The sequence below is a fragment of the Gordonia sp. 11cp genome (assembly GCF_057767225.1).
This window is the reverse complement of the sequence record NZ_CM173437.1, coordinates 4,756,827-4,777,839: the sequence shown is the minus strand read 5'-3', so window position 1 is coordinate 4,777,839 and position 21,013 is coordinate 4,756,827. Positions and strand designations below refer to the sequence as shown.

Here is a 21,013-nt window from a genome sequence, read left to right as displayed (position 1 = left end):
GCCGGCACTCGAGGCGGTCCGCAGGCCCGACCCGGTGCCCCTGTCGTACGCGCAGCGCCGGATGTGGTTCCTCAACCAGTTCGATCCGGACTCGACCGCCTACGTGATCCCGATCGTGGTCCGCGTGCGCGGCGACCTCGACGTGCCCGCGATGCGCTCGGCGATCATCGACGTCGTCGACCGGCACGAGGTGCTGCGCACGATCTACCCGACGGTGTCATCCGACGATGCGGTCGGCGCCGGAGCCATCTCGGGCGGTCTCGAACCCGTGACGCACGTACCCACCGACTGGGCGGAGCGGATCACGGTCGGCCACACCGAGATCACGCGCCGGGCCGTCGCATCCTCCGACGAGGTCGTCCACCAGGAGATCCACGAACTGGTGGCCGCCACGTTCGATGTGACGACCGACCTGCCGGTGCGCGCTCGCATCGTCTCCGTGTCGGCGACCGAACACGTACTGGTCATCGTGCTGCACCACATCGCCGCCGACGGCGAGTCGGCGCCGGTGCTCGCGACGGAGATCGCCCGGGCCTATCGGTCCCGGCGATCGGGCCGGGCGCCGGACTGGCCCGCCCTGCCGTTCCAGTACGCGGATTACGCCGTGTGGCAACGACGTCGGCTCGGCGACGCCGCGGACCCCGAATCCCTGATGGCACGACAGCTGCGGTTCTGGGGTGAGCGGCTGACCGGCCTACCCGACGTCCTCCCGCTGCCGACCGACCGTCCCCGCCCCGCCGAATCCGACGGACGGGCGGCCACGGTGCGGTGGACGTTGCCGTCGGCGGCCGTCGCGCGACTGCGCCGGCGCGCCGCGGCGCGCCGCGCCACCCTGTTCATGGTCGCGCACACGGCCACCGCCGCAGTGCTCGCGCGTCTGACGTCGACCGCCCGGATCGCGGTGGCCACACCCGTCGCCGGCCGCGGCCGCCAGGAGATCGACCAGCTCATCGGCATGTTCGTCAACACCGTCGTCCTGTCGGTCGACGTCGAGCCGCATCTCACCGTCGGCGCACTGCTCGAGCGTGTCAAGAACGCCGACCTCGCGGCGTTCGACAACGCCGACGTCCCGTTCGAGCGCGTGATCGACGCGGCGAACCCGCGACGCATCGAGAACGTGGAGCCGCTCGCGCAGGTCCTGCTCGTGCACGCCACGACCGGCGAACCGTCGCTCGGCGCACTCGACGGTCTCGACGCCGAATTCGTCGAACTCGAGGACACCGCGGCCAAGTTCGACCTCTCCATCGGCTTCCGCGAGACCGCCGACGGCGGGCTGGCCGGCTCGATCACCTATGCCACCGCGCTGTTCGACCAGGCGACCGCGGAGATGATCTCCTCGGCGTTGTCCTCAGCACTCACCGCACTCGCCGCCGACACCGATCTCCCGGTCGCCGACATCCCGATTCTCACGACGGCCGAAGCGGCTGCCCAACAACAACTCTCGGTCGGCCGAGTGGTGCGGTCGGCAGACCTCACGGTGCCGGGCGCGATCGCGGCCGCCGACCACGTCCGAACTCCGGAGGCGGTCGCGGTGCGCTGTGGAGAGCGCACGCTCACCCACCGCGAGTTCGGCGCGCGGGTGGCCACTCTCGCGCGGGATCTCATCGATCTGGGGATCGGCCCCGAGGACTGCGTCGCGGTGTGCATGCCACGGTCGGTCGAACTGGTCGTCGCGATCCACGCGATCCTCGCCGCCGGCGGACAGTACCTGCCGGTGGCACCCGACGCCCCGACCGACCGCACCCGGTACATGGTCGACACCTCGCACGCGACGATCGCGCTGGTCTGCGACGACCGGGCGCCGGCCGCACACGTGGTCGACCGCACCGTCGTGGTGGACGCCGGAAGCCCCGTCGACCTCGACACGGCCCCGGTCGCCGACGCCGAACGCCGGTCGACGCTACGACCCGAGCACGCGGCCTACACCATCTTCACCTCGGGCTCGACCGGCCGGCCGAAGGGCGTCACGGTGAGCCACCGCGCAGTTGTGAACCGGTTGCGTTGGGGCGTGGACGAATTCGGGATCGGGCCGGACGACTCGATCCTGCTGAAGACACCCGTCACCTTCGACGTGTCGGTTCCCGAACTGCTGACCCCGCAGCTGACCGGCGCCCGACTGGTCGTCGCGCCCGACGACGCACATCTCGATCCGCGCTCGATGGCCCGTCTCATCGACGCCGAGGAGATCACCACGGTCCACTTCGTCCCGTCACTGCTCGCGGTCTTCGTGGATGAGATTCGGGACGCCGCGCACCCACTCCTGCCGACCCTCCGCCACCTCTACTGTTCCGGTGAGGCGTTGCCGCCGGCGACCCTGCGGGCGGCGCGCGCGGTGCTCCCACATGTTCGCGTCACGAACCTGTTCGGTCCCACCGAAGCCGCCGTCGAGGTCACCGCGGCGACCCCGGACGCCGACGCCGACATGGTGCCGATCGGGCGACCGGTGTGGAACACCCAGACGTTCGTCCTCGACCGACGGCTGCGTCCAGTGCCCGCCGGCGTGACCGGCGAGTTGTATCTGGGAGGTGTCCAGCTCGCGCGCGGGTATGCCGACCGCCCCGATCTCACCGCTGAACGCTTCGTCGCCGATCCCGCGGGCGGCGGTGCCCGGTTCTACCGCACCGGCGACCTCGTCCGACGCAACCGCGCCGGAGACCTGGAGTACCTCGGGCGCAGCGACTTCCAGGTCAAACTACGCGGTCAGCGGATCGAGCTCGGCGAGATCGAGGCGGTCCTCGCCGAGGTCGACGGTGTCCGGCAGGCCGTGGTCACCGTCGCGAGCGCCCCGGGTGGGTCGGATCACCTGGTGGGCTACCTCATCGGACCGGACACCAGCGGAACGGGTGGGGCCGACTCCGTCGCGCGCGCACGGGAGGCGGTGACCGCGTCGCTGCCGGCATACATGCGGCCGACTCTGTGGGTCCCGCTGACCGAGGCACCGCTGGGCAGTACCGGCAAGTTGGACCGCAAGGCGCTGCCCGCGCCGCGATTCGACCCGTTGTCGGCAGCCGAGGACTCCGATGCCGTTCCCGTCGGTGAGTCGGAGCAGACGGTTGCCGCGATCGTCGCCTCGGTGCTGGGGCTCGAGGACATACCGATGACCCGTTCGTTCTTCGAACTCGGCGGGGACTCGATCGCATCCATCCGGTTCACGTCGGTACTGCGCGCCGCGGGACTGCACCTCACACCACGCGATGTGTTCGCGGCGTCGACGATCCGAGATCTCGCGCGCGTCGCACGGACGGAGTCGATCGCCGGGCTCGACGAACTGCCCGGCGGTGCAGTCGGTCCGGTCGGAATGACCCCGGGTCTGGGGTGGATGCTCGAACTCGCCGACGAACCGGACGAACTCGCGGACTTCTCGCAGAGCACTGTGCTCACACTCCCCGCCGAGGCCGACGATGCGGCGGTGCGGGCGGTGGTGACCGCCGTCGCCGCGGCGCACCCGATGCTCACCGCGTCGTTGCGGATCGATGCCGGTGGTGCGCCGAGCGTCCTGGCAGGCGACGGAGACCCGAGGGACGTCGCGGTGGAGATCATCGACCGTTCCGACATCCCCGGGACGGCGACCTCGGCACCCGCGGTGGACGACGCCGTCCGGGCGGCCCACGCGCGAGCTCTCGGAACGTTGTCGCCCGCCGACGGGCGCCTGCTCGCCGCAGTCGGTGTCCGCTTCGCCGACGGCACCGGCCGACTGGTCGTCGCGGCCCACCATCTCGGCGTCGACGCCGTGTCGTGGCCGACCATCGTGACGGGTCTGGGCCGCGCGTGGTGGCAGTACCGCAACGGGGAGTCGCCGGCCCTCACCGCATCGGGTACCTCGTTCCGGCGCTGGTCGGGCGTGCTGGCCGAACTCGCCGACCGGACCGCGGAGATCGACTGGTGGTCAGCACAGTTGCCCCTCGCGTCGCATCCGGAGTGGACTGTCGACCGCGTCCGGGACCGCCTGGCCACCACGGTCTCGGTGACCCGTACCGTCGAGCCCGTTCTCGCCGAGCGGGTGCTGGGCACGGTCACCGAGTCGTTCCGCGCGCGCCCGGACACGGTGCTGGCGGCCGCCGTCGCGATCGCGGTCCGGGGTCCGGAGTCGGCGTCGGGTCCGGTGCCGATGATGATCGAGAACCACGGCCGCGAAGAGGGCATCGCACCCGGTGCCGACCTGACGGAGACGGTCGGGTGGTTCACCTCCTTCGTCCCGGTGAGTGTCGATGTCCCGGGGACAGCGTGGACCGGAGGTGTGCCCGGCCCGGTCGGGAACACCGAGGACGTCACTCCGGGGCGCCGTCTGGCAACGATGGTGAAGGCGCTCAAGGACACACAGGCCCGCATGCCGGACAACGGCATCGCGTTCGGACCGCTGCGCTGGTCACGTCCCGACTCGCCGCTTCGGGCGCGGCCCCTCCCACCGATCACGGTGAACTACCTGGGCCTTCTGGGTCATGGCGCCGGGCGCGAAGCGAGCGGGCCGAATAATCGTCCGAACCTCGATGAAACCGAGACGACCGCAACGGAATTCGTTCCGGTCCCCGATGCGCCGTCTCTTCCGCCGTCGGTGCGGGGCGAGATGTCGGCCCTGGCCGCGCTCACCGTGACGGTCGCAGCGGCGGCGACCGCACACGGTCGCGAGTTGCGGGTGGACCTCACCGCGCCCGAAGGTCTGCTCGACGAGTCGGCACTGGCCGGCATCGCGGATCGATGGGCGACGGCCCTGTCGTCGCTCGCGGCGTATGTGGACGCCGTGGGCGATCCGGGGCCCAGTGAGACCGACGTGATCGGCGGACTCGATCAGGCGGAGATCGACCACGTGCTCGCCGCGCGGTCGGCGACACCACGTACGCGCGCCCCGTACGCGATCTGGCCCCCGACCCCGCTGCAGCACGGGCTGTTCTACGAGGCGGAGCGGCTCGTGGGCGCCGACCCCTATGTGACGCAGTCGATCATCGAGTTCGACGGCAATCATCCCGTCGACACGATTCTGCCGGCGATCCGCGAACTGCTGGCCCGGCAACGCGTCCTGCGTTCGGGGTTCACCCGGACGCCGTCCGGCCGGCTGGTGGTGGTCGTGCCGCCGACCGACCATCCCGCGGTCACCGAACCGGACTTCCGCGGCGCCGATCTGACCGATGTGAGCGTGGCCGACGCTGCGGCGCGGATCGCGGAGATCGCCGCCGAGGACCTGCGCCGCCCGTTCGCACTGGACACCCCGCCGCTGCTCCGGTTCTCGGCGGTGTCCCACGACACGGTGACCGGCCCGGCTCTCACGCTGGTGATCACGGCCCACCACATCATCCTGGACGGCTGGTCGGGTCCCATCCTCGTCGCCGACCTGCTCGCGGCACATCTCGGCCGGCCCGCGATCACCCCCGCCCGCGACTTCGAGTCCTACCTCGCATGGCTCGAGAGTCGCGACCGGACGACCGCGCTGGACGCGTGGCGCGAGCATCTCGCCGACGTCGGCCCGACGCTGGTCTGTCCACAGGTGCACCCCCGCGGTGATCGCGAACCCCGCCGCCACGAGGTGACCGTCCGGGTCACGGCGGACCGGCGGACGGCACTGGAACGGACGGTGCGCCGGCTGGGCACGACGACGAGCACGGTGCTGCACGCGGCGTGGTCGATCGTGCTGTCCCGCTTCACCGGCGAGGAGCGAGTCGTCTTCGGTGAGACGGTGTCGGGGCGGCCCGCCGACCTCGACGGTGCCGACAGCATGATCGGCCTGTTCATCAACACGGTGCCGGTGGTCGCCGACGTCGACCCGCGTCAGACGCTGGCCGGGCTCATCGGTGAACTGCACCGCGCCCGGGCGCGGATGCTGGACCACCAGTTCGTCGGGCTCGGGGACATCACCGCGGTCACCGGACACTCGAGGCTCTTCGACACCCTCGTGGTCTTCGAGTCGTATCCCGTGGACGTGGACACGGTGGTGGAGGGGTCGCGGACCTCGGGTCTGGAGATCCGCGACGTGAGCACGACTGATGCCACGCATTATCCGTTGGCACTCATCGCCGCGCCGGAGGGGGACGACCTCTGTCTCACGGTCAAGGCCGATCTGGCCGTCGTCGGTGACGGGATCGCCGAGGTGATCGCGGCCACGCTGACGGATGTCCTGGACGCGGTGACCGATGATCCGGCGCTGCCGACCGCCGCGCTCGATCCGATGCCGGCCGCCATGCGCTCGACGGTCGAGGGTTGGTCGCGTGGTGTTGGGGTGGGGTTGGGGTGGTCGGGTCGTTCGGTGGGGTCGGTGGTTGCTGAGCGGGTGGGGTTGTCGGTGGGTGCGGTGGCGGTGCGGGTGGGTGAGCGGGTGGTGTCGTATGGGGAGTTCGGTGGGTTGGTGGGGGGTGTGGCGCGGGAGTTGTCGGGGTTGGGTGTGGGTGTGGATTCGGCTGTGGGTGTGGTGATGTCGCGGTCGTTGGAGTTGTTGGTGGCGGTGCATGCGGTGGTGGCTGTGGGTGGTCGGTATGTGCCGGTGGAGGTGGATGCGCCTGCGGAGCGGGTGGGGTTCATGTTGTCGACGGCTGGTGTGGGTGTGGTGGTGGTGCGGGCGGGTGATGTGGCGTCTGGTGATGTGGCTTCTGTTGGTGGGGTGTCGGGTGTGCGGCGTGTGGTGGTGGATTGTGGTGAGGGGGTGGGTCTTTCGGTTGATGGTGTGGTGGTTGGTGGTGTGTCGGGTGTGGTGGGGGTTGGGTTGTTGGGTGGGGTGGTGTCGGGTGTGGGGGAGGTGCCTGGTGGTGCGGGTGTGTACACGTTGTTCACGTCTGGGTCGACGGGGCGGCCGAAGGGTGTGACGGTGTCGCAGGCTGCGGTGGTGAATCGGTTGGGGTGGATGCAGTCGTTGTTCGGGTTGGAGCAGCGGGATGTGGTGTTGTGGAAGACGCCGGTGTCGTTTGATGTGTCGGTGTGGGAGTTGTTTTGGCCGTTGATGGTTGGTGCTTCGGTGGTGGTGGCTGAGCCTGGTGGTCATCGGGATCCGTGGTATGTGGCGTCGGTGGTGGAGCGGTGTGGTGTGTCGGTGTGTCATTTTGTGCCGTCGATGTTGTCGGTGTTTGTGGAGGCGCTGGGGGAGTCGGCGCAGCAGCAGGGTTCGGTGGGGCGGGGTTCGGTGGGGTTGGGGTCGTTGCGTCAGGTGTTTTGTTCCGGTGAGGCGTTGGGTGTGGGTGCGGTGGAGGGGTTGCGGGGGTTGGTGCCGTCGGTGCGGGTGGTGAATTTGTATGGGCCGACTGAGGCTGCGGTGGATGTGACGTTGTATGTGGTCTCGGGTGGTGAGGTGGTGGTGCCGATTGGTCGGGCGGTGCCGAATGTGTCGGTGTGGGTGTTGGATTCGCGGTTGCGGCCGGTGCCGGTGGGTGTGGTGGGTGAGTTGTATCTGGGTGGTGTGCAGGTGGCGCGGGGGTATGCGTCGCGGGCGGGGTTGACTGCGGAGCGGTTTGTGGCGGATCCGTTTGGTGGGGTGGGTGTGCGGTTGTATCGGACGGGTGATCGGGTGCGGTGGAGTGGTGTGGGGGAGTTGGAGTATGTGGGTCGTGTTGATTTTCAGGTGAAGTTGCGGGGGCAGCGGATCGAGTTGGGGGAGATCGAAACCGTCCTCGCAGGTGCCGACGACGTCGTCGCCGCGGCGGTGGTGGTGCGCGACGACCGGCTGGTCGCCTACATCGCCGGTCCGGACGAGTCCGCGGTTCCCGGGGTACGCGAGCATGCGGCCCGGCGACTCGCGTCGTACATGGTGCCCGACACCGTCGTCGTGCTGGATGCGTTGCCGTTGAACACCGCGGGCAAGGTCGACCGCAAGGCGCTGCCCGCGCCGGACGTCGTCTCCGACGCGCGGGTCGAACCCGACACCGAGACCGAACTCGCCATCCAGACCATCGTCGCCGAGGTGCTCGGCCGCGATGAGGACGCCGCAGCCGTCTCGGTCACCGACAGTTTCTTCCAGATCGGCGGGCACTCGCTGTCCGCGACTCGCGTCGCCGCGCGCATCACGCACGCTTTCGGTGTCCGCTTCGGCGTGCGCGAACTGTTCGACGCGCCGACGGTGCGGTCGATGGCCGCGTACGTCGATGCGGAACGCCGCCACTCCGGTGTCGACACCTCCGGCGGGACAACGGAACTCGGGTCCATGCCACGTCCCGCGCGTCCTCCGTTGTCGACCGCGCAGCAGCGGATGTGGTTCATCAACCAATTCGACCCGACGTCATCGGCCTACAACATTCCATTCGCGCTGCGCCTGCGTGGCCGTGTCGATGTGGTCGCCCTCCGGACGGCGCTCGCCGATGTCATCGAGCGTCACGAGGTCCTTCGGACGCGGTACCCGCAGAGTGCCGACGGCCGGCCGTGGCAGGACATCACGCCGATGTCGGAGATCACCGTCGATCAGTGGTGGCGCAACGCGGGCGTGGACACCTTGCCCGCGGAACCGTTCGACGTCACCCGTGACCTGCCGATCCGGGCGGGGATCACCGACGTCGACCCAGGCGAGAGTGGTCCCGACGACCAGATGCTGGTCGTCGTCGTACACCACATCGCCGCCGACGGTGAGTCCCTGGTGCCGCTCGTCGACGATTTCCTGCACGCCTATCGATCTCGGGTCGCCGGCGTCGCGCCCGCCCGCCCTCCGCTGCCCGTGCAGTACGCCGATGTCGCGCTGTGGCAGCAGCGGGCCCTGGGCTCGGTCGACGATCCGGACTCCGAACTCGGCAGGCAGGCCCGCTGGTGGCGGGCTCGGCTCGCCGACCTGCCCGAGGTCCTCGAACTGCCGGCCGACCGTCCACGGCCGCCGGTGGCATCCCATCGTGGTGCGACGGTCGCGTTCGACCTACCCGACGACCTGGCGCCGAGGATCGAGGCCTTCGCCCGGAGCCACGGCGTGACCGCCTTCATGGTGTTGCACGCATCGGTCGCCGTCGTGCTCTCCCGGTTGTCGGGAACCTCGGACATCGCGGTGGGTTCGCCGGTCGCCGGACGTGGCCGCGCCGAACTCGACGCCCTGGTCGGGATGTTCGTCAACACCCTGGTGCTGCGCACCTCCGTCGATCCCGCCGCGACCTTCGGTGAGATGGTCCGGCTGGTGCGGGACACCGATCTCGACGCGTTCGCCGCGGCGGACGTGCCCTTCGAGTACCTCGTCGAGGCGCTCGCACCCACTCGCAGCGAGGCGTTCGCGCCGCTGACACAGGTGTTGCTGACCCTCGAACAGACGTCCGTGGGGGAGTTGTCGGCACCGGGTCTGACGATCACGCCCGTCGATGCCGGTCCGCCCGCGGCCCGATTCGACCTGATGATCGGGATGAGTGCCGAGCGAGACTCCGGTGGCGCCCTCGCATCGGTGGCCGGCCGGATCGTCTACGCGACCGATCTGTTCGACGCGCGCACGGCACGACGCGTCGCCGCCAGGATCGTCGACGTTCTCGACGCAGGCCTCGCCGATCCGGACGTGATCGTCGGCGACATCGACCTCGTCGACGCGGACGAGCGCGCCGCCATCGAGGGTTGGTCGCGTGGTGTTGGGGTGGGGTTGGGGTGGTCGGGTCGTTCGGTGGGGTCGGTGGTTGCTGAGCGGGTGGGGTTGTCGGTGGGTGCGGTGGCGGTGCGGGTGGGTGAGCGGGTGGTGTCGTATGGGGAGTTCGGTGGGTTGGTGGGGGGTGTGGCGCGGGAGTTGTCGGGGTTGGGTGTGGGTGTGGATTCGGCTGTGGGTGTGGTGATGTCGCGGTCGTTGGAGTTGTTGGTGGCGGTGCATGCGGTGGTGGCTGTGGGTGGTCGGTATGTGCCGGTGGAGGTGGATGCGCCTGCGGAGCGGGTGGGGTTCATGTTGTCGACGGCTGGTGTGGGTGTGGTGGTGGTGCGGGCGGGTGATGTGGCGTCTGGTGATGTGGCTTCTGTTGGTGGGGTGTCGGGTGTGCGGCGTGTGGTGGTGGATTGTGGTGAGGGGGTGGGTCTTTCGGTTGATGGTGTGGTGGTTGGTGGTGTGTCGGGTGTGGTGGGGGTTGGGTTGTTGGGTGGGGTGGTGTCGGGTGTGGGGGAGGTGCCTGGTGGTGCGGGTGTGTACACGTTGTTCACGTCTGGGTCGACGGGGCGGCCGAAGGGTGTGACGGTGTCGCAGGCTGCGGTGGTGAATCGGTTGGGGTGGATGCAGTCGTTGTTCGGGTTGGAGCAGCGGGATGTGGTGTTGTGGAAGACGCCGGTGTCGTTTGATGTGTCGGTGTGGGAGTTGTTTTGGCCGTTGATGGTTGGTGCTTCGGTGGTGGTGGCTGAGCCTGGTGGTCATCGGGATCCGTGGTATGTGGCGTCGGTGGTGGAGCGGTGTGGTGTGTCGGTGTGTCATTTTGTGCCGTCGATGTTGTCGGTGTTTGTGGAGGCGCTGGGGGAGTCGGCGCAGCAGCAGGGTTCGGTGGGGCGGGGTTCGGTGGGGTTGGGGTCGTTGCGTCAGGTGTTTTGTTCCGGTGAGGCGTTGGGTGTGGGTGCGGTGGAGGGGTTGCGGGGGTTGGTGCCGTCGGTGCGGGTGGTGAATTTGTATGGGCCGACTGAGGCTGCGGTGGATGTGACGTCGTATGTGGTCTCGGGTGGTGAGGTGGTGGTGCCGATTGGTCGGGCGGTGCCGAATGTGTCGGTGTGGGTGTTGGATTCGCGGTTGCGGCCGGTGCCGGTGGGTGTGGTGGGTGAGTTGTATCTGGGTGGTGTGCAGGTGGCGCGGGGGTATGCGTCGCGGGCGGGGTTGACTGCGGAGCGGTTTGTGGCGGATCCGTTTGGTGGGGTGGGTGTGCGGTTGTATCGGACGGGTGATCGGGTGCGGTGGAGTGGTGTGGGGGAGTTGGAGTATGTGGGTCGTGTTGATTTTCAGGTGAAGTTGCGGGGGCAGCGGATCGAGTTGGGGGAGATCGAAACCGTCCTCGCAGGTGCGCCGGGTGTCGCCCAGGTGGTCGTCTCGGTCATGGCGCTCCCCGCGGGAGAGCAACTCGTCGCTCATGTCACCGGAACCAATGTCGATGTCGAGGTGCTGCGTGCGACGGCTGAACGATTGCCTGCGTACATGCGGCCCGCGTCCTGGGTCGTGCTGGACGCGTTGCCGTTGAACACCGCGGGCAAGGTCGACCGCAAGGCGCTGCCCGCGCCGGACGTCGTCTCCGCCGCACGGGTCGAACCCGACACCGACACCGAAGTGGCGATTGCCGGTGTCTTCGCCGACGTGCTCGGACTGTCGGGCTCGGAGTCGATCTCGGTGACCGACACCTTCTTCGACCTCGGCGGCAACTCGCTGGCCGCCACTCGGCTGGCGGCACGCGTCTCCCGGATGCTCGGCGTCACGGTGCGGGTCCGGGACGTCTTCGACGCCCCGACGGTTCGCGACCTCGCGCGCCGAGTCGACGCTCCCGGCTCCGGTACTGCGACACCGGGTCTGGGCCGCCCGTCGGTGTCCCGTCCGTCCGACTCACCGCGTCCGTCCGTGTTGCCGCTGTCGAGTGCGCAACGCCGGATGTGGTTCATCAACCAGTACGAGCCGGAAGTCGCGTCGTACATCATCCCGTTCGCGTTCCGCATTCGCGGCCAGGTCGACGTCGAGCACCTACGTCGTGCACTCGCCGACGTGGTCGCACGCCACGAGATCCTGCGGACCACCTACCCGATCGGCCGCGACGGGCGCCCGGAACAGCTGATCCACGAGGTCGATGCGGGGTCGTCTGCATCAGACTGGGACGGATTCGACTTAGCAACTGTGGATTCTGAATCCGAAGCACTCGCCGTGGCCGCCGAACCGTACGATCTGACGCGCGACCTGCCCGTGCGTGCCCGAGCACATGTCGAGCCCGGAACGGGTGCGCTGCTGGTCATCAGCATCCACCACATCGCGGCCGACGGCGAGTCGGGTCGAGCGCTGTCACGCGACCTGCTCATCGCTTACGAGGCGCGACGCGACGGCCGGACCCCGGACTGGTTGCCGCTGCCGATCCAGTACGCCGATCACGTCGTGCGCACGGCCGGGCGCGTGGACGAGCAGGACGAGCACCGGCAGTGGTGGGTCCGGCAGCTCACCGGTGCGCCGGTTCTTCTCGATGTGCCCACCACATATCCTCGTCCGGCCACGCCGACCATGCGAGGTGCCGCGGTCGAGTTCGTCATCCCGGGACGAGTGGCGCAAGGCGTGGACGCACTCGCACGGCACTGCGACGCGTCCGCATTCATGGTGCTGCACGCGGCACTGGCCGCGGTACTGGGCCGGCTGGCGGGGACCCGGGACGTCGTCATCGGGACCGCCGCGGCGGGCCGGGACGGCGACACCGACGACCTGATCGGCATGTTCGTCAACACCGTTGCGTTGCGGACCCCGATCGTGCCCGCACAGGCATTCGCCGACCTTCTGCGGGTGGTGCGCGAGGTCGATCTCGACGCCCTCGATCATGCCGACGTGCCGTTCGACGACGTCGTCGACGAACTCGGCGTGGTCCGCGCTGCGTCTCACGCACCGCTGGTCCAGGTTCTGCTCACCACCTCCGAACTCGCCGTTCCCGTCACACCCGACGGTCGATTCGCCGGACTCGAGATCGAACCCGTTTCGGTCGAGGACAATTCGGCGAAACTGGACCTCACCCTGGGTGTCCTCACCGACCCGGCGCAGGGGGCTCCCTGGCGCGGTTCACTCACCTACGCGACGGACCTCTACGACGAATCCGACGCCCGCCGGCTCGTCGATCGCTTCGTCGGCGTGCTGGCGGCCGCGGTCGGCGACAGCACGTGCCCGGTCGGTGACCTCGATGTGCTGACCGGGGACGAGGAGATGGTCCCCCTCGTGTCCGGCGTTCCCGATCCCGATCCGACGCTCCTCGCCGACCTGCTCATCGGCGCGACGCGGACTCGTCCGTCGCACCCGGCCGTCGTCGATGGCGAAGAGATCTGGAGCTACGCCGAACTCGACACGGCGAGTTCACAGCTCGCGTATGACCTCGTCGAGCGCGGCATCGGCCCGGAGGACGTGGTGGCGTGCGTGTTCCCGCGGTCGGCGACCGCGCAACTCGCGTTGTGGGCCGTGGCCAAGACCGGTGCGGTGTATTGCCCGATCGATCCCCGGTATCCGGCCGAACGCATCGCTCGCGTCCTCGCAGCCGCGGACGCCGCGCTGATCCTCACCGATGGGACCGTGGACGGACTCGCCACCGACGTGGCCGCGACGTCGTCGGCGCCGTTGCTGCTCACCCCGGACCTCGTCCGCGACCTGCGACGGCGACCGGTCGTCGACCCCCCTCGTCCCCTCCGACCGATGACCGCCGATTCCGGCGCCTACATGATCTTCACCTCCGGGTCGACCGGAACTCCCAAGGGAGTGCTGGTGACGCACCGAGGACTCGCGGGCGTCGCCGCGGTGCTGCGCGACCGGCACCGGTCCGGGCCGCAGGCGCGCTGGCTGGGTATCAGCTCGCCGGCCTTCGATGCCGCCATTCTCGAGGTTCTCGGAACCTATGGCAGTGCCGCAACGCTCGTCGTCGTACCTCCCGACGTCGTCGGCGGTCGTGACCTCGCCGATTTCGTCACGGCGAACAGTGCCACCCATGCCTTCCTGGTGACCTCGGTGGCGGCGTCATTGCCGGACCCCGCCCGTCTGCCCATGACCGACGTACTCGTCGGCGGCGAGGCCGTCCCCGACACCGAGAAGAACCGGTGGGCCCCGCAAGTGGGGTTCCACAACGGCTACGGACCGACCGAGACCACGATCATCAGCGTCACCTCGCCCCCGATCGGGACCGACGAGCCGGTCCGTCTCGGCAGCCCGGTCCCCGGTGCGAGCGCGGTCGTCCTGGACGAGCGGCTGCACCCGGTACCGCCGGAGGTCGTCGGGGAGCTGTACCTCGCCGGACCCGAACTCGCGCGCGGCTATAACGCAAGGCCGGCGATGACGGCCGAGCGCTTCGTCGCCGCGCCGTTCGGTGAGCCGGGGACGCGGATGTACCGGACCGGAGATCTCGTGCGCCGGTCCCGTGACGGCGCACTGACGTACGTCGGCCGGTCCGACTTCCAGGTCAAACTGCGCGGCCAGAGGCTCGAACTCGGTGAGATCGAGTCGGTCCTGAGCGCGCACCCGGAGGTGCGGACGGCCGCGGTCGTCGGCGTCGGGAACCCGGTGGCCTCGCTGGCCGGCTATGTCGAACCGGTCGATCCCGGGGGCGGACCGGACCAGGCGCGACAGATGACCGCCGCGCTCCGGGAGCATCTGGCGGCCCACCTCCCGCCGCACATGATCCCGGCCGCGCTCGCGGTCCTCGACACCATGCCGCGCAGCCCGATCGGGAAGATCGACCGTGCGCGCCTCCCCGCCATCGAGCCGACGAGTGCCGACGCCGAGCGCGTTCCGCCCTCGACCCACACCGAGCGGGTACTCGCCGCCATCGTCGGTGACGTCCTCGGCGTCGACGAGGCGGCGTCGGACGGCTCGTCCGGCACCGGGGTTTCGGTGACCGCGGATTTCTTCGCCATCGGCGGCAACTCGTTGTCGGCCACCCGCGTCAGTGCCCGCGCCGGCGACGCCTTCGGGGTCCGCGTGGGTGTGCGCGACATCTTCGAGGCGCCCACGGTCCGTCGGCTGGCGCGTCGCATCGACGCCGCCTACGACGACGCATCGCGCCCGCCGCCGTTGCGCCGGGCCGATCCGCGGCCGGCGTTCATCCCGTTGTCGTATGCGCAGCAGCGCATCTGGTTCCTCAACCGGCTCGACCCGGGATCGGGTGCCTACACCATCCCGCTGCTCGCCCGTCTTCGCGGCCGACTCAATCGGGACGCCCTGCGCGACGCCGTAATCGACCTGATCGCCCGCCACGAGGTCCTGCGAACGATCTTCCCGGCGCAGGGTGGCGAGCCCCGCCAGCACATCCTGCCGGTCGACGAGGCCCGTGCCCGCCTGCGGTGGGAGACCGTCGAGGTGTCACCGGATCTCGCCGATCCGGATGAGCTCGTCGGGGACGTGACCTTCGACGTCACCACCGAACTGCCGCTGCGGGTCCGACTCGTCGCGGTCGGCCGCGATGGGATGCAACCCGACGAGCACATCCTGGTCGTCGTGCTGCATCACATCGCCGCCGACGGCGAGTCGATGCGCCCGCTCGTCGCCGACCTGTGGAGTGCGTATCTGGCACGTGCCGAAGGACGGGCGCCGGAACCCGGCGCCGGGAGCGGAGCGAGCAGGCCGAATCCCATCGACGGCGCCGGGAGCGGAGCGAGCGGGCCGAATCCAATCAACGGCGCCTGGAGCGGAGCGAGCGGGCCGAACACCATCGCCGCGGCACCACTGATCCAGTTCGCCGATCACGCTCTGTGGCAACGGGACACACTCGGCGACATCGACTCGGCGGAGTCCGTTCTCGGTCGCCAGGTCAGCTACTGGACGAACCGACTCGCCGGAGTTCCCGACCTGCTCCCGCTGCCGACGGACCGGCCGCGACCGCCGGTGGCGTCGCAGCGCGGGGGCCGCGTGACCGCGAACATCCCGGTTGAGCTGACGGGGCGCATCGCGGCCACGGCCCGCGCACACGGCGCCACCGAGTTCATGGTGGTCCATGCGGCACTGTCGATCATGCTGGCGCGGCTGTCGGCGACCCGCGACATCGTGATCAGCACACCGGTCGCCGGTCGCGGGCACGCGCAGCTCGACGACCTCGTCGGCATGTTCGTCAACACCGTGGTCCTGCGTACCGACGTGGACCCGCGGACGCCCATCGGAGAGTTTCTCGAGCGGGTGCGCGTCGACGACGTCAACGCGCTCGCACGTGCCGACGTGCCCTTCGAATACCTGGTGGACCGCCTCTCCCCGGTCCGGTCGGAGGCGTTCGCCCCGATCAGCCAGGTGATGCTGTCGGTCCTGCATGACCGGGAGGATCCTGACCGGGCCGACGCTGACCGGGACGGCACCACCCCGCGGGTGCCGGTCGTCAGATCCGGCGCGGTGGGGTCGGACGTACTCGTCCTCGAACCGATCGAAGCATCCACCGGCACCACCCAACTCGACCTGACAGTGGCGGTGACGATCCGTCCCGGACGCCCGTGGTCGGTGGAGATCGTCTACGCCACCGACTTGTTCGACGAACCGACCGCGCACACCGCGATCATCCGGCTGACCAGGATCCTCGAGGCAATCGTCGGGGAAGGTGACCTGCCCGTCGGCGCGATCGACCTGACCGACGGGGCCGAGCGCGCGCGGATCGCCGGGCTGGTGGCGGGACCGGACCTGCCGGTGCCGTGGTCGACGATCGCCGACGCGATCGAGGCCGCCGCGCGCCGCTCACCGGAGTCGACGGCCCTCGTGGCAGGCGAGCGGACGGTGACCTACCGCGAGTTCCTCGACCGGGTCACCCGGCTCGCCGAGACCCTGACCACCCGCGGGGTGGGGCCGGATGTGGCGGTGGGCGTGTGCATCCCACGCTCGGTCGAACTCGTCCTGGCGATCCATGCCGTCATCATGGCGGGCGGCAGCTACGTCAGCATCGACCCGTCGACACCCACCGACCGGGTCGCGGCCATGGTCGACGCCGCGTCGATCGCGATGATCCTGACGGTCGACGTCCGACCACCCGCGCTCTCCGCCCTGTCCACGCCGACGCTCGTGGTCGACGGAAGCGCGCCGCAGGCGGCGATCCCCGGTCCACGACCGGAACTGCGCCGGCCTCGTCCGAGCAACGCCCTCTACACCTTGTTCACGTCCGGATCGACGGGAACGCCCAAGGGCGTCACCGTCAGTCACGGTGCCGTACTCAACCGGCTGACGTGGATGTCGGTTCGTTCCCCGCTGCGTCCCGACGACGCGGTCATGCTCAAGACACCGGTCACCTTCGACGTGTCCGTCCCCGAGCTGTTCGAGGCGCTGATGGCCGGCGCCCGCCTGGTCATCGTCGAGGACGGTCGGCATGTCGACCCGGCCCACGTCCTCGCCGAGATCGAGCGGCACCGGGTCACGTCCGTCCACTTCGTGCCGTCGATGATGGCGGCGTTCGTCGAGTACATCGGTGACCATCCGCAGCGGCGGGAGGCACTGTCGTCGCTGCGGCGGATCAACGCCTCGGGTGAGGCCCTGCCTGCCGCCGTAGCGGAGGCGATGACCGCACTGGCACCGCAGGCCGACCTCGACAACCTCTACGGTCCGACCGAGGCAGCAGTCGAGGTGACGGCGTATCGCTTCGCTCCCGGTGATGTGCTCGTGCCGATCGGCCGGCCCAACGCGAACACCACGACGTGGGTGCTCGACGACATGCTGCGTCCGGCGCCGGTCGGGGTGGTCGGCGAGCTGTACGTCGGCGGGGACCAGCTGGCGCGCGGGTACGCGGGTCGACCCGATCTCACCGCCGAGCGCTTCGTGGCCGACCCCACCGGGGTGGTGGGAGGGCGGCTCTACCGGACCGGTGACCTGGTGCGCTGGAACGTCTCCGGCGCGCTCGAGTATCTCGGCCGGGCGGACTTCCAGGTGAAGCTGCGCGGGCAGCGAATCGAACTGGGTGAGATCGAGACCGTCCTGGCTCGCGCCGACGGTGTGACGCACGCGGCCGTCACCGTCCGGAGCGGTCCGGCGGGCGATGCGCTGGTCGGATATCTCGCCGGCAGCGTCGACCTCGACGCGATCCGTGAGCACCTCCGACAATCGTTGCCGCAGTACATGCGTCCGACCCAGTGGGTGATCCTCGATTCGGTTCCGCTCACGGCGACCGGCAAACTCGACCGTCGAGCACTGCCCGCACCGGGCGGCGAGCTGACCGGGATGGAGCCGCCTGCCGACGCCGCCGAGCGAGCGGTTGCCCTCGTCTTCGCCGAGGTGCTGGGGCTCGACGAGGTGTCGGCGACGGTGCCGTTCTTCGATCTCGGTGGCAACTCGCTGGCCGCGATGCGGGTCGTGGCCCGGATCGGCGAGCAACTCGGTGTCGACCTCGATGTCCGCGACCTCTTCCGCACCCCGACGGTCCGCGAGCTCGCGCGGATCCTGATGCGACGTCGGGTGGCCGAGCATCCGCTCGTCGCGCGCCCCCGTCCGCCGCGTATCCCGTTGTCGTATGCGCAGCAACGCCTCTGGTTCATCAACCAGTTCGACGTGACCTCCCCGATGTACAACATGCCCGTCGCCTTCGACATCCGCGGGTTCCTCGATGTCGGTGCGCTGCGTGCGGCGGTCGTGGCCGTGATGACCCGACACGAACCACTGCGGACCGTCTACCCGCTGGGCGAGGACGGGGTGCCCACACAGCACATCCTCGATCCGGCGACGGCGGCGGACGCGTTGCGTTTCGATTCGGCCGGCTCGGCCGAGGAGGCGATGACGTTGTGCGCGGAGGGATTCGACGTGTCGACGCAGTTGCCGCTGCGGGTCGCGATCGCCACGTCACCACCGGAGGCGTCGAGCGGTACGCCGCCGACGCATCGGGTGGTGCTGGTCCTCCACCACATCGCCGGCGATGCGGCGTCCCTGGCGATCCTGGCCGGGGAAGTGCTCGGCGGATACCGCCACGACGCGACGATCGACGTGCCGGGGATCGCGTACGCCGATCACGCTCTCTGGCAACGCGACGTGCTCGGGGACATCGACGATCCGACTTCGCCCATGTCCGTGCAGTACTCGTACTGGGCCGAGACGCTCGCCGGCGTCCCGGCCGCGCTGGAGATACCCGGTGACCGTCCGCGTCCGCCGGTCGCCGATCCCACCGGCGGCCGGCTGTCTCTCGAACTCGGCGAGCGACGCAGTGCGGCAGTGGCATCGACTGCACGAGCCCACGGGATGACGCCGTTCATGGTCTGTCACGCCGCGTTCGTCGCCGCACTCGCGCGCGTGGCCGACGTGGACGATGTCAGCGTCGGCGCCGCCGTGTCCGGGCGCGGTCACGCGGCCACGGCAGGGCTCATCGGGATGTTCGTCAACACGGTCGTGCTGCGGACCGACCTGCGGGTCGCGGACACGGTCGGGGACCTTCTCCGTCGGGTACGCGACACCGACCTCGCGGCGTTCGCGCACGCCGACATCCCCTTCGAGACACTGGTCGAGCATCTCGCGCCGGTTCGTTCCACAGCCCACGCGCCGCTGGTCCAGGTCATGCTCAACTACGTCGCCGAGTCGTCGGGGGGACCGGCCGTACCGGGACCCGGTCGTGGCCCGGTGATCGGTGTGGACTCCCACCCGTTGATCGTGGACGGTCTCGAAGTGGTGGCTGTCGAACCGGGGCCGCCGCCGGCGAAGGTCGATCTCACCCTCGGTCTCGCGGAGCGACCCGTCGGCGCCGGTTCCGGTGTCGAGCTGGTCGGCGAAATCGATTATGCCGCGGCGCTGTTCGACGTCGAGACGGTGATGGCAATCCGAGACGTCTTCCTGCACATGCTCGATGCCGTCACCGGTGACGTCGATGCCGTCGTCGACGAGGTCGATGTGTCCGGTGCCGGGGATGGGGTGTCGGCGATCGTCGACTCCGCCGGCCGGGCGGTGCCCCCGCGGGTGCCGGGGGAGTTGTACGAGCGCGCGGAGGACGGTGCGCTGATCCCGACGGGCGTGCGGGCGCGGTGGGTCGACGCACCTGGGTCACGACGCGAGATCGTGGGGCCGATCGCGCGCCATCCCCGGATCGACGGGCGACGAGTGGAGCTGGATGTGGTGGAGGAGGCGTTGGCCGCGGTGACAGGCGTGACCGCGGCGGCCGTTGTCGGTCTGCCGACCGATGACGGCGTCGAGGTGGGCGCCTGCGTCGTACTCGACCGTGACGACCTCGATGTTCCCGGGCTCCGCCGCGAACTGTCGCAGACTCTGGCAGCCCATTGCGTGCCGACGATGATCAGCATCGTCGAGAGCATTCCGCTCGGGACCGACGGCCGGCCCGACCACGGCGAGGTCGCCGCACGGATGACCGCCGACGGTGTCATGCGGAACGGCGCCGAGGACACGGCGCCGTCGGGTCGCTGGGAGGTGACCGTCGCGGAAGCCATGACGGAGATCACCGGACAGGCGGTGACGAGCGCGGGCCAGGGATTCTTCGACGCGGGTGGGACGTCGCTGTCGGCGGTGCGGTTGGTGTCGCTGCTGCGTCGTCGAACCGGAGTGCCCGTCGAAGTCGCCTGGATCTTCGCCGGACCCACGCCACGCGATCTCGGCGCGCGGCTCGCCGCGTACGTCGTGCGGGAGGACCCGGCCGCCACCGACGTCCCGCGGGGCGACGTGGTTGTTCCACTACGTGCGGAGGGCAGCCGCGCACCGGTCTTCTGTGTCCACCCGGCCGACGGGCTGGCGTGGCTCTTCGCCGGCTTGACCCCGTATCTCGACGATCGGCCGGTCTTCGGTCTGCAAGACCCCTTCGTCGTGGCCGGCGACACGGCCGACGCGTCGATCAGTGACCTCGCCGCACGGTATGTGACCGAGATCCGACGGATCGTCCCGCACGGCCCCTACCACCTCGTCGGCTGGTCCATCGGTGGGCTGATCGCCCAGGAGATGGCAGCCGAACTACGTTCGCAGGGTGCCGAAGTCGGTGTCCTCGCCCTCCTCGACAGCTATCCCGCCACCGGTGACGACCTCGAGATCGACGACGAGACGGCGCATTCCGGGGTGTCCACCCAGGACGCGCCGGCCGGCGCCGCGAACGCGAGAACAGCGGACACCCGGACCACGGTCGCGGACCTGCTCGGCGGGTGGCAGGCCGTCATCGACATCGACACGGTCACCGCGGCGGACGATCCGGCCGTGATCGCCGCGGCGATCCGCGAGCGGGTCACCGGACTGGGCCTGCTCGACGGCGCTGCCTTCGATCGCATGCTGCAGCGGATGGCGACGTCGGCCGCGCGCACCGTCGACCACCGGCCGCGTGCCTACGACGGCGACGCGATGCTCGTCATCGCTGCCGCCGGTGAAGCCGACCCGGACATGACGGCTGAGCGCTGGGCACCGTTCCTCCGTGGGCGGGTCACCCGCGTCGATGTCGATGCCGATCACCTCGGGATCGTCGGCAGCGATGCGCTGGGGGAGATCGGACCGCGGATCGACGCGGCGATCGCGGAGGCAGAGGGTACGACTCCTGCGTGA

1 protein-coding gene (running past one end of the window) is annotated in these 21,013 nt (G+C 69.8%); it reads left to right on the top strand.

Features of this window, described 5'->3' with window-relative positions; all coding sequences use genetic code 11:
- Positions 1-21,013: the 3' portion of a non-ribosomal peptide synthase/polyketide synthase gene (locus tag AC3B6C_RS21385; RefSeq protein WP_488374049.1), read on the top strand. Its footprint begins 5,558 nt before the window's first position; the window shows 21,013 of its 26,571 coding nt (coding positions 5,559-26,571); the start codon falls outside the window, past its left edge; the stop codon is at positions 21,011-21,013.